Genomic DNA, 20338 nt, shown 5'->3' on the forward strand with positions numbered 1-20338 from the left:
TCTGGATGTCTTTGCCACCGTCGATGGTCTGGACTGGCAGGCGCTGCCGGCCAATGCGTCCATCACCTGGGTCGAGCCGGCTGATCTGTCGGCCGAGCGTCAGAAGCAGATCCTGCCGTACACCCGACCGTCGATGCCGCTGGAGCAGGTGTTGATCGATGCCCACTCAGGACGTCTGTTCGGACGCTTCGGGCCCTGGGTCATCAACTGCGTCGGACTCTCCGCACTCGCCCTCTCCATCACCGGCATCTGGATGATGCGCCGGATGAATCAGGCCAGAAATAAAAATAAACGCGGGAAAAGTGCGCTGGTGTAGAGCGACTGATCCGCGCGCTCAGGCGCTGCGGCGGGCTGCGACCGGGCGTGGCAGCGCGCCACTGCGTGAGGCGGCGACACGGCGCCGCGGCTGCGCAATCTCGTTGATGTAACGCCGCAGGGTTTCGATCGCTTCAACGCGGCCGTTGCCTGCGTGCTCGCGCATGTTCGAAACGTACCAGGCATGGCTGCCCATGAAGTGGTCGATGTCGCTGGGTGTCAGCTGCATCAGATCTGCCCGCATGCCGACGCCCATACGCTCGATCATGTGGGCGTTGAGGCGCTGCTCGAACGCGTCTTCCGGCACGGCGAGGATCGGCTTGCCGAAGTGAATCGCTTCGCCGATCAGCTGATTGCCGGCCGTCGACAGCACCGCGCGGCAACCGGCGAGATCGCGCACGAAGCCTTCGACACTGGGCGCACGGAAGTCCAGATTTTCATCTTCACCGCGATGCGGCGTGCCATAGACAACGACCTTGCAGTCGAGCAGGCGCAGTGCGCGGTCGACATGTGGCAGATACTGATGCTCGCCCTTGTTGAAATACGCCAGCAGGTAGTCGCCGTTGGCGGGCTGCGCTTTCAGCACTTCGTCGCGCAGCATCGGCCCGACGATCTTGACCTGTGGATAGGCCGGCTCGGCCGGATAGAAACTGGAAATGAGGATGCGTTCGGGCACGCCCATCAGGCTGCGATAGCCCCAGGCGTCTCGCATGCCCAATGCCCACAGGTCAGCCGGAAAGTGCGGCTTGCAGTAGGCGATGATGCCGACGTGGTCGAAGCTGATGCGCGGAATGCCGAGCTTCTGCGACACGCGATGGGTCCATGCTTCGGAGTCCGAAATCACCAGGTTGATGCCGCGTTGGCGAAACTCGTTGGCGACCTGTTCGGTTCCGGCGCCGCCGAATAGCAGATCGGACATCGGCGCGAAATTGCGCCGCACCGTGCGCAGTAGCGAATGTGAACCGCCATCGTTGTACTGATAGCCGATGGTTGGAATCCGCACGGTCGGGAAGCGGGGTGCCAGGACGTCGTAGGCATCGGCGCCGGCAAATACCGTGACGTCATGTTCCTGCATCAAGGCCGGCAGTACCGACATCGTCCGCATTGCGTGGCCGCGTCCGTAGCCCATGACGCCATAAGCAATTCGCATACGCTGAGGTCCACTGTTCATTTGGGGATGGATACTCCAGCCCGGCGATGATCTGACGATGACAAATCGGCGTCGATTTGATGACGGCAACCGCGGTATGGCTGAGCAATGCTGCACCGCAACAGTGCGCAAACTTGGGTTTAGATGCAGCAAAACCGCCCTGAAGAGCCCCTGTAATTTTGCTTTCCAATAAAAATAACGCGTTATATATCAGTGGATTATGCGATCGTACGTGAAATTGCGTATTCCCTCGACCAAGGTGGAGTTTTCTGCGCTGTTTCTTGGCGTTAATGTAGCGGCCCCATTCACCGGACCAATGGTCGGTATGGATGGTTGGACGGCAAAGTGCGAACGGTCCCCTGGACCGCGCACCCGCAGCGGCAGGCGCGACGCAGCGGGATACAGCGGGAGGAGAAACTCGCAATGGAGCGCGCCACATTGACACCGGTGCAGTTGGCACCGGTGTGCACTTTTCCTCGCTGACGCTGACGTCAATTTTTCCAGCAGGCGCCACTCCACCCGTATTGGCCACGGGATACACTAGGCGCCCCCTCTCCTGAGCATGACTTCGTGCACGCAGTGTTCGATCTGGAACTGTGGGCGGCGTTGCTGACGCTGACCGCGCTGGAAATTGTCCTGGGTATCGACAACATCATTTTCCTGTCGATCATGGCCAACAAGCTGCCCGAAGCACAGCGCGCACGTGCGCGCACTTGGGGCCTTGCCGGTGCATTGATTACCCGAGTGTTGCTGTTGATGTCCCTGGCGTGGGTTGCGCGACTGACGCAGCCGCTGTTTGAGGTGCTGCAGTACAGCGTGTCCGGACGCGATCTGATTCTGTTCGGCGGTGGCCTGTTCCTGATTGCCAAGAGCACCCTGGAGATTCACCACCATGTCGAAAGCGGGACCGGACCGGAGTCATCCGAAGGCGCGCCCATCACGACCGCCGCAGTCAGTTTCGTCTCGGTCATCGTGCAGATCATGCTGCTCGATATCATCTTCTCGCTGGATTCGGTGATTACCGCGGTCGGCATGACCGATCGTCTTGGCGTGATGATCACGGCCATCGTGATCGCGATCGGGGTGATGATGTTTTTTGCCGGTGCAGTGTCGCGCTTCGTCGAGCGTCATCCGACCATCAAGGTGCTGGCTCTGGCCTTCCTGATTCTGATCGGCATGGCCTTGACCGCCGAAGGCCTGGGTTTTCATGTGCCCAAGGGCTACATCTACTTCGCGATGGCGTTCTCGATCGGTGTCGAGGCCATCAACATGCGTGCACGCGCGAAGCAGCGCGTCAGGGTCTGACTTCAAACGCGCGCAAGCGCGAACGCCAATGCGCTGATGGCAGGCCCGAGTTCGGGCCTGCCATTCGCGACGCGAGGGACTTACGGCCCTGTGTGTAGATCAGCCCAGCAGCTGCTTGCGCATCATGCCGCGATAGACGGCGTCCGGTAGCAGGCGGCGCAGAAAGAGCAGGCTTTTTGCGTCACTGCCGACCGGATAGCGCAGACGCGCATTGTCTTTGGTTGCGGCATTCCAGATCGTCTCGGCAACCAGTGTCGGTGCCGCGCCTTTGGCGCCGAAGGCATTCATGCGGCGCGTACCTTTGTCGACCGTATCGTTATACGCACTCAGCGCGCGATCATGCACAAAGTCGACCGAGCGATCGTAGAAATCGGTCTTGATCGCGCCGGGCTCGATCAGTTTCACGCGGATGCCCAGTGGCGCGAGCTCGAACTGCAGTGACTCGGTGAACCCGTCGACCGCCCATTTGGTTGCGTGGTAAACGCTGTAGAACGGAAAGGTCAGACGCCCGCCCATGCTGGCGACGTTGACCAGCACACCGCTGCCGCGTTCGCGCATCTGCGGAATCGCCGCGCGACACATGCGCATCAGACCGAACACATTGGTCTCGAACTGGCGCTGCACGCGGGCTTCGTCCATGGATTCGAAGGTGCCGACCAGACCATAGCCAGCGTTGTTGACCAGCACATCGATGCCGCCGAAACGCGACTGTCCCGCCGTCAGCGCCTGCGTGATCGACTCGGCGTCGGTGACGTCCAGGCGTGTGACCATCCAGCGCGGGTCGTCGCGATCCGATTGCGGTGTACGCATCGTCGCCACCACGTTCCAGCCGCGCTGGAAAAACAGTTCGGCAGTTGCTTTGCCGATGCCCGTACTGGCGCCGGTGATCAAAACCGTTTTCATTTCTAAGCCCCCTGATTTGATGCGTCCGGCGCAGCCGGAGCGAAGCGGCAGTGTATTCGCACCGAAACGCCTCGGTGAAATGAGTGCCCATGAAAAAGGCCCGCCGATGGCGGGCCTCGCACATCCAAGCCGTCAACGGATCAGAAGCGCATCGCCACGCGGGCGCCGATCGTGTCGGTCTTGTCCTGGTTGGCGTATTCGATCTCGCCGCTGATGACTGGCGTGAAGAAGTACTTCGCGCCAACGCCGACGGTGGATTCGGAGCCGTCGGCATCGCTGTCGTTGAAGCGGACGCCAAAGCTGAGTGCGCTATTCAAGTAGAAGTCCGCCAACAGGGTGTATTCGATCGTGTCGTCCTGATCGTCGTACTGCTTGATGTCGGCTTCAAGGTTCAGGGCCATGCCATCGTTGAGCAGAACGACATACTTCGCGCCGAGGGAGATGGCGGTCAGATCGGCGAGATCCAGGTCTTCATACCCGACCGTGAGGAGCAGGCCATCCATCGGCAGGAAGCCTGCACGGACAGCGAAGTCCGTCGAGTCCTCACTGCCAATCGACGCCTGGGTCACGTCCGCGGCGCCGTAGAAGTCGCCAAAGAAAAATTCGCCACTGCCGTTCAGCGCGTCGACATCGGCTTTGTCGGCCGTCGCGTACGAAATGCCGAGATTGCTCGAACGCCCAAGGAATGCCGCCTCGGCCAGCGGGCGGCCGTTGGTGCTGACCTGCTTCAGGTGGAACGTGAAATCGGCCCCATAGATGCTGTCGGTCGAGCCGTCAGCGTCGACGTGGGCATACGTCAGTCCACCCTCCATCTGATAGTCCTGTGCCTGTGCGCCGAAGGTTGCGAGCGCCGCAGCGACCGCAGCAGCCATGTATGCTTGCTTCATCATTGTTTTAAGTCCTCTGAATAACCCCAGGATGCCGAGCGCGCCTTCGTTACATTTTTGTGACAAAGCGTCGGCTTTCTGACTATAGCCGCACCACAATGGCGCGCCAATAGGTCGGGGCACCATTTTGGCGCCACTACAATGGTGCCCCGTGCGTCATTCAGTGGCGCCAGGGTCCAAGGCCCGCTTCGCACATTCCGACGATGCAACTAGACACCCGCAATCTCTCCCCACTTGTCTCGCATCTGAATCCGGCGCAGCGCGAAGCCGTGACGGCTCCGCCCGAGCACCGTCTGGTGCTGGCCGGCGCCGGGTCCGGCAAGACGCGCGTGCTGACGCATCGCGTTGCCTGGCTGATTGCGGCTGAGGGTGTGTCGCCGATGTCGATTCTGGCGGTGACCTTTACCAACAAGGCCGCCAGCGAGATGCGCGGACGCATCGAGCAGCTGATCGAAGTACCGATTCGGGCGATGTGGGTGGGCACCTTTCACGGCATCGCGCATCGCATGCTGCGGTTGCACTGGAAAGAAGCCGGTTTGCCGCAGAGCTTCCAGATCCTCGATGCCGACGATCAGCTGCGCGTCGTGCGCCGGGTGCTCAAGGGACTGGATCTGGCGGACGACCAATGGCCGCCCAAGATGGTCGCCGGCTGGATCAACACGCAGAAGGAAGAAGCACGCCGCGCCGAACACTTGAGTGGCGAAGGCGACTTCACCCAGCAACAGCTGGTGCGCATCTACAGCGCCTACGAGCAGACCTGCGAGCGGCAGGGTGTGGTCGACTTTGCCGAGTTATTGCTGCGTGCCTACGAGCTCACGCGCGACAACGCCGACATCCAGGCGCACTACCGCCGGCGTCTGCGTCATATCCTGGTCGACGAGTTCCAGGACACCAATGCGCTGCAGTACCGCTGGCTCAAGGTGCTCGCCGGTGACACCGGCACCCTGTTCGCGGTCGGTGACGACGATCAGTCGGTCTACAGCTGGCGCGGTGCGCGGGTCGAGAACATGATCAATCTGTCACGCGATTTCATTGGGTGTGAGATCGTGCGACTGGAACAGAACTACCGCTCCACCGGCACCATCTTGAACGCGGCCAACGGTCTGATCGCGCGCAACAGCGCGCGGCTGGGCAAGAAATTGTGGACCGAAATCGGCGAAGGCGAGCCGATCCAGCTATACGCCGCATTCAACGAATACGACGAAGCCGAGTTTGTTGCCAACCGCATCAAGGAGCATATCGACGGTGCCTGCGCTTACACCGACATTGCGGTGCTGTACCGCATGGGTGCGCAGTCGCGGGTACTGGAAGAAACCCTGATTCGCGCGCGCATTCCGTACCGCATCTATGGCGGCCTGCGCTTTTTCGAGCGCCAGGAAATCAAGGATGCGCTGGCTTATCTGCGCCTATTGCACAACCGTGATGACGACGTCAGCTTCGAGCGGGCGGTCAATACGCCCACGCGCGGAATCGGCGCGACCACGGTCGAGCGGCTGCGTGTACTGGCGCGGCAGCGAGGGCTGTCGATGTGGGCCGCAGCGCGTGACGGCGGCGCCGCGCTGGGCCGTTCGGCCGGCAAAGTGCAGGACTTCCTCAAGCTGATCGATTCGATCGCGCAGACCACGCAGGAACTCTCGCTGAGCAAAACCACCGAGCAGGTGATCGAACGCTCGGGCCTGCGCGGGCACTACCAGAAGGAAGGGCGTGAGCAGGCCGAGACGCGACTGGAGAACCTCGACGAATTGATCAACGCGGCCCGCAGCTTCGAGCTGCAGCAGCTGCAGGATGCGCCGGCCGATCCCGACGTTGAAGGACTGAGCGAACCGGAGCTCGATCCGCTGACGGCTTTCTTGGCGCGCGCCGCATTGGAATCGGGTGAGGAACAGGCCGGTCCCGGCGAGGACTGTGTGCAGCTGATGACCTTGCACGCAGCCAAGGGGCTCGAATTCCCGATCGTGTTCATGGTCGGTCTGGAGAACGGACTGTTCCCGCATATCCGTTCGGTCGACGAGGGCAACCTCGAGGAAGAACGCCGGCTGTGCTACGTCGGCATCACGCGGGCACGCAAGCGGTTGTATATGAGCTACGCCGAAACGCGCCGCGTGCATGGCGTCGAGCAGATCGGCATGCCGTCACAGTTCCTCAAGGAAATACCACCCGAGTGCATCGTCGAAACGCGGCCGCGCGCCCATACACTGCGTCCGGCATTTGCCGCGCGTGGCTACGGCGGCGGCAGTGGCGGTTCGCGTTACAGCGCCGGCGTGCCTGCGGCGCCACCGGCACGCACCGCGATGCCGGCGTCGATGCGACAGACCAGCGGGCCGAATGGTCTGCGCCTGGGCCAACGTGTGCGCCATGAGCGCTTCGGTGAAGGCACGGTGTTGCAGTTCGACGGCGACGGCGACCGGACCCGCGTTGAAGTCCGCTTCGAAAAGGGCGGCAGCAAATGGCTGATGCTGTCGTACGCCAACCTGCTGCCGGTCTGATTCGCGCGTGACGCCGGTTGCACCAGAGGCCGTTGCGGCGCTGGTCGTGGTCCTGGCCGTCGTGATCGGCTGGATGTTCAGATCACCGCGACCGCGTACCGTCGCCGAGCTGCCGCCGCAATGGCGCGAGCAGCTGTATCGACAGGTGCCGCACGCCGTCATGGTGCCGGCGGCGCTAAGTCGGATCTACGAAGACCGCGTTCGCGATTTCCTGCTACAGAAGCGATTTGTGCCCTGTGCCGGACTGAAGCTGAGTGACGACATGCGTGTTGCCGTGGCTGGGCTCGCATGTCTGCTGGTGCTGCGTCCGGGCGCGCGACTGTTTCCGGATGTGCGTGCGGTGCTGCTGTATGCGGACCGTTTCTATGTGAAGCACGACGAGCCTGACGAGTTCGGACTGGTCAGCGATGCTCCGGTCGAACAGCTCGGTGAATCCTGGCACGGCGATCGTGTGGTGCTGTCCTGGGCTGACGTCGAAGCTGCGCTGCATGGCGACGCGGTCAACGTCGTGGCGCATGAGTTTGCGCATCAGCTCGACGATGAAAATCCCGACGTGCAGGGAGCGCCCGCCCTGCACGACTACAGTCGCTGGTCCGAGGTCATGCTGCGCGAATACCAGCGCCTGCAACGACACCGGCGTCCGCCGGTGCTGGACCCCTACGGCGCCGAGAGCCCGGGTGAATTCTTCGGTGTTGCGACCGAGGCGTTCTTCCAGCGCGGCGCGGCGCTAAGGCAGCATCACGCGGAGTTGTATGCGCTGTTTCATGACTACTATGGACTTGATACCGCACAGCATGCGCTGTGGGGGGCACACCGGAAAATGCCGTGAACGATGAAGCAACGCAGTTGGTCGCGCTGGTGGCTTCCGGCAACAAGATCGAGGCGATCAAACTGCTGCGTAAAGTCCGCGGCCTGGGGCTGAGCGAAGCCAAGGATGCCGTGGAGCGCATTGCCTCGCTGGCCGACGCGCAACGCGAATTGCAGCCGCGGGTCCGCGTGCAGCAGGCGTCACCGAACTCGGGCCTGGCCGATGCAGAAGTGCAGCGTCTGATCCGGGCGGGGCAGACGCTCGCCGCGATCAAACGGGTCCGCGATCTGACCGGCTGCGGACTGCGTGAGGCAAAGCGGGCAGTCGATACGGTGTTGCCACCGCATCTGCGTGACCACGAGCTGCGCGTGCTGCAGCGCTGGCTGATTGCCAGCGCTGTGCTGGTCGCTGTCGCGGTGATCTGGTCCGCTTATGGCTGACCGTCTGTGCAAACGACGTCGGCCCGGCATATGCGGGGCCGACGCGAACGCTCAATCGCGATGCCTCACTCGTTGGTGATGCAGGCGCCGTAGAAATTGAGCATCTTGGCAACAGCCAGCAGGCCGCCTTTCATCTTGTAGCGCACCCCGTAGACCCCAGCCGTGGTCGTCGCATCGTCGAGCGGGAACGACACGAAGAAGCGCTGGGAATCGTTGACCAGCTGCAGCGCGGTCAGCAAAAGTCCGTCGGCGTTGGTGTAGTCGGCGCTGCCCAAAGTGACGTTGCCGTCTGCATCAACGCCGGTGATCGGCGTCATGCTGTCGAGGCCGAGCAGCGACAGGGACAGCCACTGGTTCGGATTGCTGACGATAAAGCCGGCCTGTTGGCCCAGCTTGACCGGTAGCGGTTTGATCGAGCCGTCGGTGTTCTGTGCCGTTGAATAGACGTCGACCACGATGTTCCCGATGCCGAGCAGATCCAGCGCGATCAGGGCCTGGGTATATGACTCCAGATCGGCGTCGATGATCTCACTGCCGTCGCCGGCGCTGATGATGCCGATCGGGGTGTCACCGACAGAGCTGCGCAGCTTGACCGCGACGCTCGAAGTACGCACCCACGGAATTTCGACATCACCGCCGGTCAGCAGCATTGACGCCGCGCCAACGCCACACTGGTCTTCGCCGCCGCTGATGTCGGCGCCGACCGTTTCGACAGCGCTCTGGCCACCGGGCATGCCGCAGCGCAGGGTGAAGTCGTAGTGGCCGGTCAGACCCGTACTGTCGACAAAGAAGCCGTCACTCTGCAACGGTTGCGCACCGCTCCAGGGACGACCAGGTACACCGCCTTCGGCAATGCAGTTGAGTGCGTTGCTTGCGTTCCAGCTGAGGTTCAGCGGCGTACCCGCTGCGGCTGTGGCCGTTTTGGCGTTGTTCAGAGTCAGGTTGACGCTGGGCGCGGCGTTGCCGACGGTAACGTAGACCGTGGCCTCCGCACGCTGCGCCAGTGTCGCGTCGACACAGCTGAGCGTGTACGGATAGATGCCCGCGACGCTGGCCGCATTCAGGCGCTCGCCGCCGAGCGTGCTGCGGCTTCCGGACCAACCGTCCGCACCGCTGCCGCCCGATGCGCTGCAGGTAGATACACCTTCACCGTTCCAGCTCAGCGTGACCGGTGCGCCTTGTGCGACACGCGAGGCCGTTGCGATCAGGGTCACAGCCGGCGTCGCGCTGTCAGTGTCGGAAACCGTTGACGTGGCCCACGACTGCCCGCCGGCGCCATTGCACACCAGCATGTAGACGTAGTCTTCATTGGCTCCGAGCGTGATACCGGTGAGCGCGATTTCTTCGGTGCCCGAAACGACCTTGCTACCGTTCCAGGCCGGCACGTTGGGACTGTACGCGGTGCAATCGGTTGCACCCGCAGCGGTCCAGTACACGGTCACCGGATCGGTACCGTCGATGATGAAACTGTCGATGCTCGGCGGCGCGACGTTGGATACCGACAGGCTGGTTGACGCCCTGCCGGTATTGCCATGGGCGTCGGTGCAGCTCAGCGTGTAGATGTAACCGCCGGCAGTCAGACTGCTGGCGACATAGCTTCCACCGTTGACTGAAGGCGTGGTTGCGACCCAGCCCGGATCCTCGCCGCTGGCGACGCACGAGCTTGCGTCGCGCACCGTCCAGCGCAGCGTGCTGGTGCCGCCCTCGGAGATGCGACCGTGATCGAACGCAAGGGTGACTTCGGGTCCGCTTTGCGTCACTTCGACCACTGCACTGGCAGAGGCTTCGTCGCCCGACGCGCTGGTGCAGGCGAGGTTGTAGACATAGACACCCTCGTTGGCCAGCGTCGGCGTGAAACTGCCCGAGGTGGCGCGGGATCCGCTCCATGCGGCATCGGTGCCACTGGCTGTGCATTGAACGGCGTTGGTCGCGATCCACTGCAGCGGTGAACCGGCGGTATGGGTGTCGATCGTCTGCAGCGACGGCGTCAGGCTCAGAGTAACGGCGTCATTGCCGGCGTTCGCCGGAGTGACTTGTACGCTGACGCTGTCGGCGCTGGTCTGTCCGGCGTTGCTGCAGGTGAGCGTGTAGGTATAGGTCCCCGGCGTTGATGGCGCGTCGACCAACAGATAACCGGTGGTTGGAACCGAACCGGACCAACCGCTGCTCGCGCCGCCGCTGGCGGTGCAGGTTTCGGCGCTCTGGACGTTCCAGACCAGGGGCAGCGTCGATCCGGCAGCGACCTTGTTCATCGCCGAACTGAAACTGATCACGGGCGCCGGGGGCGTCGCCTCGTGGTCGTTATTGCCGCAGCCGCTGAGCGACATCAGGCAAATCAACGGTGCACAAAAATACACCGCACGGTGGGGGGCGCGCTTCATGAACACTCCTGCTAGCCAATGGATCCTGATCGACAGCGCTCGCGACCCAGGGCAGTGGCTACGGGATCCTGAACGCGGACTGTTGAACACAACGCATCACGGGGCGCAATGCGAACAACAGCGGTCGTTGGCGCAAAGGTAGCGGATTGGTGATGACCGATGAATCGGGTCAAGCGCGGCAGCGCTGTAGGCAATAGCGGCCGGCATGGCGTCAAAGATTTCCGGCAACGTCAGGCGATAGCGGTCAGGTGCCGCGTCGTGGCAACGATATGCGTGTAGATGAAGCGGCAGCCTGCGTCAGGCAGTATGAAAAGTGAAGGCGACGATCGATCGCCGTGATCGCCTGCTACTTCAGCTTGATCACCATCGCGTCGATGCCGTTGTCGTCAAGCCGCGCAACCGTGGCCTGAACTTTCGACCAGCTGCTTTCCGGCCCGACGCGGACTCGGTAATAGGTGTCCTTGCCATCGATTGTCACCGACTCGATGCGGGATTCGATGCCGATCAGCGCCAGACTGGCTTTCTGTCGGTCGGCTTCCTTCTGTTCGCGAAACGATGCGACCTGAATCACGTACTGTTCGGTGCTGCTGTCGGCTGCGGTCGGTGCGTCAACCTTCGGCGCCTTGGCGCTGCGGGTCTGCTCCTTGGGCACCACGACTTCCTGGTCACGAAGAATTTCGTAGAAGGTGAAACGCGGCTTTTCTTTCGGCGGCAGCGGGATCGGTGCGTTCTTTGCGGCGGCGGGCTTCTTGGCGGCAATCACCGGTGACGGTTCGTCGCTGCGCGCCAGTTCCGGCGCCGGTCGCGAGATGTAGACGAATGCGGCGATCGCCAGACCAAACGACAGGCCGGCCAGAAGCCAGACCCATCCCGGCATCGCCTTGGGTTTGGCATGGCCGCGGGATGTCGCCTGACGGCGCGGGCTGGAGCGTTGGGCGTAGTCGCGCGACATCGGGCTTTACATTTTTTCCGGTGCGCTGACGCCAAGAATCTTCAGTCCGGCGCGGATCACCGTACCGGTGGCCGCGACCAGGGCCAGCCGCGCGGCCTGCAGCTCGGGATCGTCCTCGACCAGGAAACGGTGCATGTTGTAGTAGGCATGCAGTGCTTCGGCCAGGTCCTTGAGGAAGAACACCACCGTATGCGGGGTGTACGCGCTGGCGGCGCGCTGCAGCATGTCCGGATAGCGGTTGAGCAGGGTCAGCAGCGCCTTCTCATGCTCGTTGGTCAGCCGGTGCAAGGTCAGCTTGGCCGTGGCTGGATCCCAGTCGCCGCCCTTCTCGACCAGCTGCTCGAACACGCGGCAGATGCGCGCGTGCGCGTACTGCACGTAAAAGACTGGATTGTCGTTGGTCTGTGAGCGCGCCAGATCGATGTCGAATTCCAGATGCTGGTCGTGCGAGCGCGTCAGATAGAAGAAGCGCGTCGCATCGGTGCCAGCCTCGTCGATCAGGTCCTGCAGGGTCACGAAGTTGCCGCTGCGCTTACCCATGCGTCCGGACGACAGCGTCACGAACTGGATCAGCTGCACGTTCAGTGCGTCCTTGCGTTCGGTCAGCGCTTCGATCGCCGCGCGTACGCGTGCGATATAGCCGTGATGATCGGCGCCCCAGACGTCCATCAGGGTGTCGTAGCCGCGATCCAGCTTGTCGATGTGATAGGCCAGATCGTTGCAGAAATACGTCGCGGCGCCGTCGGCCTTGATCAGCACGCGGTCCTTTTCATCGCCGAACTGCTCGGTGCGCATCCACAGCGCACCGTCCTTCTCATAGGTCAGGTTCTGCTGTTCCAGCCGGGTCAGCGCCTTGCTGACAAAGCCGCTGTCGACCAGCTCACGCTCGGAACTCCACTGATCGAAGCTGACGTTGAAGTCGGCCAGCGTCTTGCGGATCGCCGCCAGCTGATCATCCAACGCCGCCTGCTTGATCAGGTCGTAGCGTTCGTCGCCCAGCAGCGAGCGCGCACGCACGATCAGCGCGTCCATGAAGCGTTCCTGCCCGGTCTTGATCACGGCCTTCTCGGCTTCGGTATCGGTCGGGCCTGGCAACGGCTCCTCCGGCACGTCGTCCAGCACCGTCGCTGCGGGGAAGCGCAAACCATCACCGTGCTCGCTGTGCAGCACCTGCGCGGTCTTGCGGATGTACTCGGACGGATACGCGCGTTGCGGCATCGGCACGTTCTCGCCGCACAGTTCCAGATAGCGCACCCAGACCGACAGGGTCAGGATGTCGACCTGGCGACCGGCGTCATTGACGTAGTACTCGCGCCAGACCTGCCAGCCGGTTGCGGCCAGCAGCTTGGAGATCGAGTCGCCATAGGCGGCGCCGCGGCCGTGACCGACGTGCATCGGCCCGGTCGGATTGGCGGAGACGAACTCGACCATGATGCGACCGCGATTGCCGGAACGGTCGCAGCCGTAGTCTTCGCCCTGCTCGATGATTTCGGCGACCACGCCCTGGAACGCAGCCGAGGCGAGGAAGAAATTGATGAAGCCGGGGCCGGCGATCTCGACCTTGGATACTCGAGTCGAGTCGGGCAACTGCTTGACCAGCGCTTCAGCGACACCGCGTGGCGGCTTGCCGAGCGTCTTGGCCAGCTGCAGCGCCAGATTGCTCTGAAAGTCGCCGAATTTGGTGTCCTTGGTCGCGTCGAGCTGGATCGTCGCCGTGTGTTCCACGCCGGATTCCGCCAGAACGCGCTTCAGCGCGCTGGCCAACAGCTCCTGCAAGTGCTCTTTCATTCGGGGGTCGGTCTACGCCTTGGGACCGCGGATTTTACCCGGTATCCGCGTCGTCGCGGCGAAACGTCGTCGAGACCGCGTCGGCGGCGCGAATTTGCGGCCGCTTCAGGCCGGCCGAGACGCCCGAATTCCGGGCGTGTCGGACCGCGCACAGACCGCGCTAACGCGATGCTGCAGCCGCTCCGGCTGTCCGCGTGACCACCAGCGTCGCGCGGTATTCATCGTTGTCCGGGTGGTGCTGCACTGAGGGATAGGGGTCCAGCTGCAACAGCTGCACGGTGTATTCGCGATACACCGCGGTTTCCGTCCCGTGCAGCGTGAATGCCAGCGCGGCGGGCTCCGCGCCGAGCTCCTCGGCGTTCAGGGTGATGCGGGCCTGGCCCGCCCAGACACACTCGCCGCCCGACGGGCAGCGGGAGTCTTCATCGACCGAAACGAAGTCCAGCGTCAGCGCCGCGTCTTTGAGCTGGGCCTGCTTGCCGTAGGCGAGCTTGAATTCCTGATCCAGCACGGGTGCGTCGGCAGGATCATTCGAGCATGCGGTCAGTCCACTCATCCCCAGCGCCAGTCCCAAACCGAGGGCCAGCGCGCCGGTGCCGCCCAGACGTGCCTGAATAAAGGTAGCGAATGCGAACTTCACTGAGCTCCCTCCGTCAGCTGCATCGGTTGATAGCGTACGCCGTGGCGTGTTTGCGGGGGGGAGGTGGTGACGAAGCCAAAGCGTTGATAGACCGGCACCGCATACATCGATGAATTGACGGTAAAGGCGCCCCGATGGCCCTGTTCGAGTGCGCGGGCTTTCAACCGCATCCACAGCTGTGTGGCGATGCCCTGTCCATGCGCCTCCGGGGAAATAAAAAGATGGTAGAGGTGCCGGCGGTCCTTCATGGATGCAACTCCGAGCAGCACGTCACCGGCCCGTGCGATCCAGGCATCGATTGTCGGATCAGCAATGAAGGTCCGCAGTGCCGAGGGCGACAGGCTGTCGAAGAATGCCGTGGCATCGGCTCGATCATTCGCATCGACAAAGAAATCCGCCAGACCGAGGATCAGCGCTGATATCTCCGGTGCATCCGCTTCGGTGGCGGGACGAAGATGCAGGGCCTCAGGCATGGACGAGGATGGCGATGGCCGCGCCGAGCAGCAGCGCCGCGGCCATGCGGATCATCGCTTTGCTGAAACTTTCACCGATGCCCTTGCCCGCACGCGCGACGGCGTAGGCATAGCCGAACTTGACGCCGCCCACAGCGACCAGCGTCACCAGCGCGATCACGCCGATATCGGGCGGCGTCAGTGTCTCCATCTCGACGAAGGCCGGCAGAAAGCCGAGATAGAACAGCACCGCTTTCTGGTCCCCTAGCGTGATCAGCAGGCCGGTCATGAAACTGCCCAGGTACGAGCGTCGGGCGACGCCGGAACGCTGACGGTGTGGCTCGCCGGTGCGCAACAGCGTGACCGCCAGCCAAGCCAGGTAGGCCGCTCCGGCATACTTCACCAGCGTAAACGCGCTGCCGAGTGCGTCACTCAACAGGACCAGGCCGAACACCGCGGTGAGCATGAACACCATGTCGCCCATCACCACACCCAGGGCGGTCAGCGCCCCGTGACGCAGTCCGCTGCTGGCTGCATTGGCGGTGACGGCGAGCAGGCTGACGCTGGGAATCGCCGCAAGGACGGCCATGGCGCTGAACAGCGCGGCAATGCTGGGAGGGGAGAGGCTGGATTGCATGAGTGCCGAAGGGTTGGCCGGAACGAAGCGGAAGAGTAACCGCGTCTGCAGCGCGGACGCCGGAGGCTAGCCGCAGGGCGTGTCGTGATACTCGGACAAATCGCTGACCGGTGCGAAACCCAGCGATTCAGCATCCGGCTGCGATGCGGCGCGAATGCTGTAGACGTTGATCGCGCCAGTTTCCCCGCCGCAGACCGTGGGATGGGCCAGACCGTCGTCGCCTTTCTGTCCGCAGAGCACGTCGATGCCGGCGTTGATCAACTCCTGCGCCATCGTCTCCACCGAGGTGCCTTCGGATTCACACTGACGGGAGCCGTCGCTTTTGAAAACCTTGACGATATCCTGCTGCGCGCTTGTTCCGGAGCTGCAGCCGCTGGCAGCGATCAGCAACACAAACGGGGCAATGAGCATTGCGGCAGCGCGCATCGCATCGACTCCGGAGGAATGGGCTCGGGTGCCCATGCTGCCACGCTTGGTGTCGATCTTCATCTCGGGTCGGATGGTACGTACGCGTCCGGATACTGCGGTAGCGTGTCCTGAATGGGCCACCAGTTGCATTGCGACGCCGTGTAAAAGTGAAATGCCGGCCGCGTATTCAGCGGTTCGACCAGCAGGCCGGCACGGATTCTCAGCGTCGCCGGCAGCGCATCCCTGAAGCTGTAGACCGGCGAACCGCAGCGACGGCAGAACACGCGATGCTTGCCAGGTGACGAGACATAGTCGCTGAGCAGTTCGGGGCCGGAGATCAAAGTGAACGCCGAGGCCTCAACCGGGATATTGGTCGCGAACGGCGTGCCCTGGGCCTGACGGCACTGCGTGCAATGACAGACCTGGATCGGCGCCAGTTCACCGTCGATGCGGAATTGCACGCCGCCACACAGACAACGACCGGTATACATGCGGGCTCTCCGGGGTTTCGGGGATGAACCCGGAGCATAGCCCGCAGGCGCCGGCTCAAACGGTGCTTGGCGTCATTCCAGTTCGCTGCCCAGCGTGCCGAGGTGACTCGGCGTCGCGGCCGGCTGCGTCAGCCAGGCATGCCGTCGCGCGCCGTAGAACGACAGCGTGGGCGCCGGAAAGCCTGGGTCGGCGAAGCAGCCGACGGCGACGCCGACCTGATCCGGGAACACCGACTCCAAAGTCCAGCAGACGCTGGTGCCGCAGTTGGGGCAGAACTGGAATGTCCACTGGGCGCCGAGTTCGCCGCTGCGCTGGTAACTTTTCCGTGGGCCGGAGATCTTCACGTCGCCTTGCGGGAACCACGCACCGAGATTGAACGCGGTGCCGGTGCGGCGCTGACACATCTCGCAGTGGCACATGAAGACGTTGACCGGTTCACCTCGGCATTCGACGGTCAGATTTCCGCAGTGGCACCGCGCGGTTCGCTGCATCGGGGGCTCCAGGCAAGACATGGGGGCCGCGCAGGCACGCGCGGTGTCGATACGGGAGCAGCATCCGCCGAGCGCGGCGCGTGTTCAATTACCTGCGAGGTCAAGCGCCGGCTGGCCCGGGCCTGCGTCCGATCTCAGGGCTGAGCCCTGTCCAGTCGGATCTTCAGGCGTGCGATCCCGAGCCGCGCTCTGCGCTGCATGATCCTGCGTGTCAGCGGTATCAGCGTCGCCCGCATCAGCGGATGCGTATTGCGACTGAACATGCGCCAGCGGATGCGGCACGCATGCGCCGCCGTGGGCTCGAAGTCGATTTCCATCCGCGGTAGTAGCGGGAGGAACGCGCCTTCGGTGACCAGGCGCTGGTTCGGCCGCGCGTCGACCACCGTCAGCATGATCTTGCGCGTGCCTCGCAGTGGAATCGCCACCGTTTCGAGGTAGGTCTTGCCGGGCTCGCCATGAGGACGATCATTGGCGGACGCGATTGCCACCACGCCGGGAAACCATTCGCCGAATCGCTCCAGATTGGCAACGTACTGGTATGCGGTCTCGGCGCTGCATTCGAGCGCAGTGGATTGTTCGGCAAGCAGATGCATGGGGGCTTCCGGGATATTTACAGCATGCGGGTCATGAACAGGCTGTAAGGATCTTCGACATAGTCCGCAAACGGCCCGCAGGGCACAAACCCGAACTTCGCATAAAGCCGCCGGGCCGGGATGTAGGCGTCCGCCGAACCCGTTTCCAGACTCAGCTGCCGGTAGGACCGTTGGGTTGCCTCATCGACGATGCGCTCCATCAGCGCGGCAGCGACGCCTCGGCGCAGATATGGGCTAGCGGTGCGCATGGATTTGATCTCGCCATGCCAGGCGTCAAGCGCCTTGAGTGCGCCGCAGCCCATCAGCTCCGCGTGGTTCCAGACGCTCCAGAACGTGATCTCCGGTGAACGCAGCGCGTCGAGATCCAGTGCATGAATGCTCTCTGCCGGTGAGTGCAGCGCCGCCGCCTGCAGATGCGACTGCAGCAGCGCGATCACCGCCGGATGATGCAGGCCGCCCGATTCAATGCGCATCACGGGGTGCCGCCAGCTTGTTGCGCAAGGCCGCCTCAACCGCAGGCCACTCCGGCGCGATGATGCTGAACACGACGGAATCGCGGATGCGGCCGTCGCGCATGATCATGTGATGACGGAGCACCCCTTCCTCTCTTGCGCCCAGGCGCGCGATCGCGGCTCTGGATCGGTGGTTCAGAACGTCGGTCAACAGCTCGACGCGATGGACGCCCCACACCTCGAACGCGTGTCGCAGCATCAAGAGTTTCGCTTCCGTGTTCACGTGCGTGCGCTGAAAGGATTGCGCGATGAACGTGAAGCCGATCTCCACGCGACGGTGCGCCGCCTCGATGCAGCGGAAGCGTGTGCTGCCGACAACCTGTCCCGAGGCCTGATCGACGGTGGCGAAGGCAAGCTCCTTGCCGCCGGCGAATTGCACTTCCGCGGAGGACAGAAACGTATCCAGCTCTTCGGGGCGTGGCACCAGGGTCACGGGCAAGGCCCACAGGTCTCCATCGGCAATGGCGCGCGCCAGCCCCGGCAGGTGATCCTCGGTCAGCGGCTCAAGCCGAACGCTTGTGCCGCGCAGAACGGTGTTTTCGATCTTCATCAGCAGTCACGGATTAAGCAACGCAGCCAGCATCATGTAGTGCGAACGCAGCAAGTCTAGCGGCTCGCGGTGGCGTGACCACCACGCGCTTCAGTTGTTCGAAGCGGGACGCCGAAAGCGCATCAAAAGGCAGGGCATCGCTGCGTACAGCAGCAGCGCCATCAGGTAGGCGATCCCTGAAACCGGATCGCGGGACGCAATGTATTGCGCCAGCGAACGGTCCTGCATCACCACCGCCAGCAACAGCTCCGCGCCGATCAGCAGCGCCAGGGCGATGGCACCGACCCGCGCACGCACAGACCACTGCAGCGGCACGGCATGGCGGCGCACGACGAACCGGGCCGCGAGCACCGTGACACCCACCATCAGTGGCATTTCCAGCAGCTCTGCCGCACGCTCACCCAGGCGCGGGACCAGCAGCGGCACGCGAATCGCCCCGAGCATGAAACCGGCCCCGAAGACCAGCCCGAAGTAGCTGACCGCAGCGAGCAGAACCTGTCTCAGCGTGAAGCCCGGCGTCGTCACGTCGCTCAGGCCCCTGGACAGCTGCCCGCGCGCCGGACTTCAATGAACCATTTCGGTTTGATACGCCAGAAGTCGGTCCGCTCCGGCATCTTCAATCCGGCGTTGGAGTCGAGCACGCGTGCGCCGTGTTCATCGCGGCAGTACACCGCCCAATGCCAGAACGGCGTTCCGCGTTCCAGATGCCATTTGGTCGCCAGCAGCGCCAGCGGTGGCAGCCGCTCCCAGGTGGTGAATGGCGTCTCACCGGATTTCGCCCGCAGGCCGAACGCGCGCAGCAGCGTGCGCACATGCTCGGTCTGCGACCACAGCCGCGGGTCCGCTGCAAAAATGCCCCGCGTGTTGGCCTCGGCTTGGGCGCGGGCGTAGGACACCCCGGCCAGTGCCGCGACGCTGGCAATCGCGCAGCCGGTTGGCTCCTGCTGGATGACGGCCCGGATCGGCGTGGCAGGTGACATCGTCGTATCAGCTACTTCTGTTTCAGTGTGTGCGACGACCAGTGAATCGAGCGGATGCGCCATCCATCCGGCGTCCTCGACAGCACCATCGACTCTGCGCCGGCGGACCGGATATCGCGGGACTTGAACGTCCCGGTGGACGTCGACGTGGTGTAGGTCCATGCCACTGCACCGTCGACCTGGGCGTCCAACGGGCCGCGTTGCGTGTCGACGGCCTGGGTGAACGCGATGTCTGCCGCCAGATGGTGCGCTAGATACTCCTCGCGGGTTTCCAGGTGGCCGCCTTCCAGCACGACCACGTCGGGCGCCAGTAGTGCGGTGGCGGCTTTCGCGTCGCCGGCTTTCAGCGCGGCGTGAAAGGCCTCAACCGTCGCCACAACCGCGGCGGAATCCTCTGCGGATGCCTGCGCCGGACGCGTGAGCGGCACCACGACGAGCGCGGCAACGAGCATCAGACCAAACAGTTTCATGAAGGGCATCCGATCGCCTCGTGATGGGTGAACAGCGGGGAGTCTATGCGACGGCATGGGGTGTCAGGGTCTCACGATTCTCGGTGCCCTCACCCGGCGTGATGAACAGCATCTGGGCCCTCTCCGTGATCTCCGCGGTATGCCAGACGCCGCGCGGCACCACCACATATGAACCCGGCTCGCGCAGCGCGACTACGTCATCGCCGCCGGCCCGGCGCAGGCGCATGTCGGCCGCGCCGGACAGCAGCACCACCACTTCATCACCGGCGGGATGGCGTTCCCACACGCCCCAGTCCTTGTCGAACGCGTGCATCGCAATCAGCGCATGAGACTTGAACTGGTTGTATGCCGCATCCAGTTGCGCATAGATCGTCGGCGACACGGCCACCGTGTCGATCGTCATGTCGGGCTTCAACACGGCAAAGGTTTCGGTGAGTTTCATGGCGGCGCGTCCTTGATGAGTGCCGAAGTGCGAAGACGGTAGCGCAATCCCCGAAGCGCTGCGCGCGATGCTTCAGTCCGCCCCGGCCAGCGTCAGCCAGCGGCCCTCATACCAGTAATAGGTGGTGGAAACCTGAAAGATCCTCGTTCCTTCGAGTCACTCAGAAGTAGAGGTTGTAGGTGATTGTGCCATTGCGAATCGGACGGGCGACAGGCCGCCGAGACTGCGATGGGGACGGTGGTGGTTGTAGCGATGG

23 protein-coding genes and 1 pseudogene are annotated in these 20338 nt (G+C 63.4%); 5 read left to right on the forward strand and 19 right to left on the reverse strand.

Annotated features, from left to right (window positions below):
- Positions 1-316 (forward strand): annotated as a pseudogene (locus E4T66_RS21490) (PepSY domain-containing protein); the annotation flags it as partial.
- An 18-nt stretch (positions 317-334) separates the two neighbouring features.
- On the opposite strand, the gene E4T66_RS21060 reads toward E4T66_RS21490, so the two are convergent.
- Entirely contained in the window at positions 335-1465 is a 1131-nt protein-coding gene (locus tag E4T66_RS21060; protein WP_136852086.1) for a glycosyltransferase family protein, read from the reverse strand.
- A gap of 570 nt (positions 1466-2035) precedes the next feature.
- On the opposite strand from E4T66_RS21060, the gene E4T66_RS21065 reads away from it, so the two are divergent.
- A complete protein-coding gene (locus E4T66_RS21065) occupies positions 2036-2770 on the forward strand; it encodes a TerC family protein (RefSeq protein ID WP_136852088.1) in 735 nt (244 codons plus the stop codon).
- A gap of 99 nt (positions 2771-2869) precedes the next feature.
- Here E4T66_RS21065 and E4T66_RS21070 read toward each other — a convergent pair whose 3' ends face one another.
- Together E4T66_RS21070 and E4T66_RS21075 are read right to left on the reverse strand one after the other, a co-directional pair.
- The gene (locus E4T66_RS21070) at positions 2870-3673 is read right to left on the reverse strand and encodes an SDR family oxidoreductase (RefSeq protein WP_136852090.1); all 804 of its coding nucleotides are present in this window, start codon (positions 3671-3673) and stop codon (positions 2870-2872) included.
- 140 nt (positions 3674-3813) lie between these two features.
- Entirely contained in the window at positions 3814-4563 is a 750-nt protein-coding gene (locus E4T66_RS21075) for a putative porin (protein ID WP_169577760.1), read from the reverse strand.
- 200 nt (positions 4564-4763) lie between these two features.
- On the opposite strand from E4T66_RS21075, the gene uvrD reads away from it, so the two are divergent.
- Genes uvrD through E4T66_RS21495 form a run of 3 tightly spaced genes read left to right on the forward strand, consistent with a single transcriptional unit; the run spans position 4764 to position 8294 of the window.
- On the forward strand, positions 4764-7046 hold the full coding sequence (gene uvrD, locus E4T66_RS21080) for a DNA helicase II (RefSeq protein WP_136852095.1): 2283 nt from the start codon (positions 4764-4766) through the stop codon (positions 7044-7046).
- Positions 7047-7053: 7 nt separating this feature from the next.
- Entirely contained in the window at positions 7054-7875 is an 822-nt protein-coding gene (locus tag E4T66_RS21085; protein WP_248679834.1) for a M90 family metallopeptidase, read from the forward strand.
- Entirely contained in the window at positions 7872-8294 is a 423-nt protein-coding gene (locus tag E4T66_RS21495) for a ribosomal protein L7/L12 (RefSeq protein WP_211243069.1), read from the forward strand. The genes E4T66_RS21085 and E4T66_RS21495 overlap by 4 nt, the downstream gene beginning before the upstream one ends.
- Positions 8295-8359: 65 nt before the next feature.
- Here the strand turns inward: E4T66_RS21495 and E4T66_RS21095 are convergent, their stop codons facing one another.
- The 16 genes from E4T66_RS21095 to E4T66_RS21170 form a co-directional block, all read right to left on the reverse strand.
- Positions 8360-10675 carry a hypothetical protein gene (locus tag E4T66_RS21095; protein WP_136852097.1) on the reverse strand — a complete coding sequence of 772 codons (2316 nt, stop codon included), beginning with the start codon at positions 10673-10675 and terminating at the stop codon, positions 8360-8362.
- A gap of 346 nt (positions 10676-11021) precedes the next feature.
- Positions 11022-11627: an SPOR domain-containing protein gene (locus tag E4T66_RS21100; RefSeq protein WP_136852099.1), complete on the reverse strand. Its 606-nt coding sequence runs from the start codon at positions 11625-11627 to the stop codon at positions 11022-11024.
- Between the two features lie 6 nt (positions 11628-11633).
- On the reverse strand, positions 11634-13415 hold the full coding sequence (gene argS / locus E4T66_RS21105) for an arginine--tRNA ligase (protein ID WP_136852101.1): 1782 nt from the start codon (positions 13413-13415) through the stop codon (positions 11634-11636).
- A 160-nt stretch (positions 13416-13575) separates the two neighbouring features.
- Positions 13576-14055: a hypothetical protein gene (locus E4T66_RS21110; RefSeq protein WP_136852103.1), complete on the reverse strand. Its 480-nt coding sequence runs from the start codon at positions 14053-14055 to the stop codon at positions 13576-13578.
- Entirely contained in the window at positions 14052-14528 is a 477-nt protein-coding gene (locus tag E4T66_RS21115) for a GNAT family N-acetyltransferase (protein WP_136852105.1), read from the reverse strand. The genes E4T66_RS21110 and E4T66_RS21115 overlap by 4 nt, the downstream gene beginning before the upstream one ends.
- Positions 14521-15144, reverse strand: a complete 624-nt coding sequence (locus E4T66_RS21120) for a LysE family translocator (RefSeq protein ID WP_136852107.1) — start codon at positions 15142-15144, stop codon at positions 14521-14523. The genes E4T66_RS21115 and E4T66_RS21120 overlap by 8 nt, the downstream gene beginning before the upstream one ends.
- A 66-nt stretch (positions 15145-15210) precedes the next feature.
- Positions 15211-15633 carry a hypothetical protein gene (locus E4T66_RS21125; protein ID WP_136852109.1) on the reverse strand — a complete coding sequence of 141 codons (423 nt, stop codon included), beginning with the start codon at positions 15631-15633 and terminating at the stop codon, positions 15211-15213.
- Positions 15630-16043: a GFA family protein gene (locus E4T66_RS21130; RefSeq protein ID WP_136852111.1), complete on the reverse strand. Its 414-nt coding sequence runs from the start codon at positions 16041-16043 to the stop codon at positions 15630-15632. Before E4T66_RS21130 ends, E4T66_RS21125 begins: the two co-directional genes overlap by 4 nt.
- A gap of 72 nt (positions 16044-16115) precedes the next feature.
- A complete protein-coding gene (locus E4T66_RS21135; RefSeq protein ID WP_136852112.1) occupies positions 16116-16535 on the reverse strand; it encodes a GFA family protein in 420 nt (139 codons plus the stop codon).
- Positions 16536-16669: 134 nt separating this feature from the next.
- Positions 16670-17128 carry an SRPBCC family protein gene (locus tag E4T66_RS21140; protein ID WP_136852114.1) on the reverse strand — a complete coding sequence of 153 codons (459 nt, stop codon included), beginning with the start codon at positions 17126-17128 and terminating at the stop codon, positions 16670-16672.
- A gap of 17 nt (positions 17129-17145) precedes the next feature.
- On the reverse strand, positions 17146-17601 hold the full coding sequence (locus tag E4T66_RS21145; RefSeq protein WP_136852116.1) for a GNAT family N-acetyltransferase: 456 nt from the start codon (positions 17599-17601) through the stop codon (positions 17146-17148).
- The gene (locus E4T66_RS21150) at positions 17591-18190 is read right to left on the reverse strand and encodes a GNAT family N-acetyltransferase (protein WP_136852118.1); all 600 of its coding nucleotides are present in this window, start codon (positions 18188-18190) and stop codon (positions 17591-17593) included. The genes E4T66_RS21145 and E4T66_RS21150 overlap by 11 nt, the downstream gene beginning before the upstream one ends.
- A gap of 90 nt (positions 18191-18280) precedes the next feature.
- The gene (locus E4T66_RS21155; protein ID WP_211243070.1) at positions 18281-18715 is read right to left on the reverse strand and encodes a hypothetical protein; all 435 of its coding nucleotides are present in this window, start codon (positions 18713-18715) and stop codon (positions 18281-18283) included.
- A 5-nt stretch (positions 18716-18720) separates the two neighbouring features.
- Positions 18721-19170 carry a hypothetical protein gene (locus E4T66_RS21160; protein ID WP_136852120.1) on the reverse strand — a complete coding sequence of 150 codons (450 nt, stop codon included), beginning with the start codon at positions 19168-19170 and terminating at the stop codon, positions 18721-18723.
- An 11-nt stretch (positions 19171-19181) separates the two neighbouring features.
- A complete protein-coding gene (locus E4T66_RS21165) occupies positions 19182-19640 on the reverse strand; it encodes a YybH family protein (RefSeq protein WP_169577763.1) in 459 nt (152 codons plus the stop codon).
- A gap of 43 nt (positions 19641-19683) precedes the next feature.
- Positions 19684-20082, reverse strand: coding sequence for a cupin domain-containing protein (locus E4T66_RS21170; protein ID WP_136852124.1), 399 nt, complete (start codon positions 20080-20082; stop codon positions 19684-19686).
- Positions 20083-20338: the final 256 nt, after the last annotated feature.

It is taken from the genome of Sinimarinibacterium arenosum, assembly GCF_005047655.1.
Classification (GTDB): Bacteria; Pseudomonadota; Gammaproteobacteria; order Nevskiales; family Nevskiaceae; genus Solimonas.

Excerpts from the sequence above, each read along its gene's own strand:
- E4T66_RS21115 (WP_136852105.1), bottom strand. The coding sequence starts at position 14,528 with ATGCCTGAGGCCCTGCATCTTCGTCCCGCCACCGAAGCGGATGCACCG.
- E4T66_RS21140 (WP_136852114.1), bottom strand. The coding sequence starts at position 17,128 with ATGCATCTGCTTGCCGAACAATCCACTGCGCTCGAATGCAGCGCCGAG.
- uvrD (WP_136852095.1), top strand. The coding sequence starts at position 4,764 with ATGCAACTAGACACCCGCAATCTCTCCCCACTTGTCTCGCATCTGAAT.
- E4T66_RS21070 (WP_136852090.1), bottom strand. The coding sequence starts at position 3,673 with ATGAAAACGGTTTTGATCACCGGCGCCAGTACGGGCATCGGCAAAGCA.
- E4T66_RS21145 (WP_136852116.1), bottom strand. The coding sequence starts at position 17,601 with ATGCGCATTGAATCGGGCGGCCTGCATCATCCGGCGGTGATCGCGCTG.
- E4T66_RS21100 (WP_136852099.1), bottom strand. The coding sequence starts at position 11,627 with ATGTCGCGCGACTACGCCCAACGCTCCAGCCCGCGCCGTCAGGCGACA.
- argS (WP_136852101.1), bottom strand. The coding sequence starts at position 13,415 with ATGAAAGAGCACTTGCAGGAGCTGTTGGCCAGCGCGCTGAAGCGCGTT.
- E4T66_RS21160 (WP_136852120.1), bottom strand. The coding sequence starts at position 19,170 with ATGTCACCTGCCACGCCGATCCGGGCCGTCATCCAGCAGGAGCCAACC.
- E4T66_RS21060 (WP_136852086.1), bottom strand. The coding sequence starts at position 1,465 with ATGCGAATTGCTTATGGCGTCATGGGCTACGGACGCGGCCACGCAATG.
- E4T66_RS21165 (WP_169577763.1), bottom strand. The coding sequence starts at position 19,640 with ATGAAACTGTTTGGTCTGATGCTCGTTGCCGCGCTCGTCGTGGTGCCG.
- E4T66_RS21170 (WP_136852124.1), bottom strand. The coding sequence starts at position 20,082 with ATGAAACTCACCGAAACCTTTGCCGTGTTGAAGCCCGACATGACGATC.
- E4T66_RS21130 (WP_136852111.1), bottom strand. The coding sequence starts at position 16,043 with ATGTATACCGGTCGTTGTCTGTGTGGCGGCGTGCAATTCCGCATCGAC.
- E4T66_RS21095 (WP_136852097.1), bottom strand. The coding sequence starts at position 10,675 with ATGAAGCGCGCCCCCCACCGTGCGGTGTATTTTTGTGCACCGTTGATT.
- E4T66_RS21135 (WP_136852112.1), bottom strand. The coding sequence starts at position 16,535 with ATGCAGCGAACCGCGCGGTGCCACTGCGGAAATCTGACCGTCGAATGC.
- E4T66_RS21075 (WP_169577760.1), bottom strand. The coding sequence starts at position 4,563 with ATGATGAAGCAAGCATACATGGCTGCTGCGGTCGCTGCGGCGCTCGCA.
- E4T66_RS21120 (WP_136852107.1), bottom strand. The coding sequence starts at position 15,144 with ATGCAATCCAGCCTCTCCCCTCCCAGCATTGCCGCGCTGTTCAGCGCC.
- E4T66_RS21150 (WP_136852118.1), bottom strand. The coding sequence starts at position 18,190 with ATGAAGATCGAAAACACCGTTCTGCGCGGCACAAGCGTTCGGCTTGAG.
- E4T66_RS21125 (WP_136852109.1), bottom strand. The coding sequence starts at position 15,633 with ATGAAGATCGACACCAAGCGTGGCAGCATGGGCACCCGAGCCCATTCC.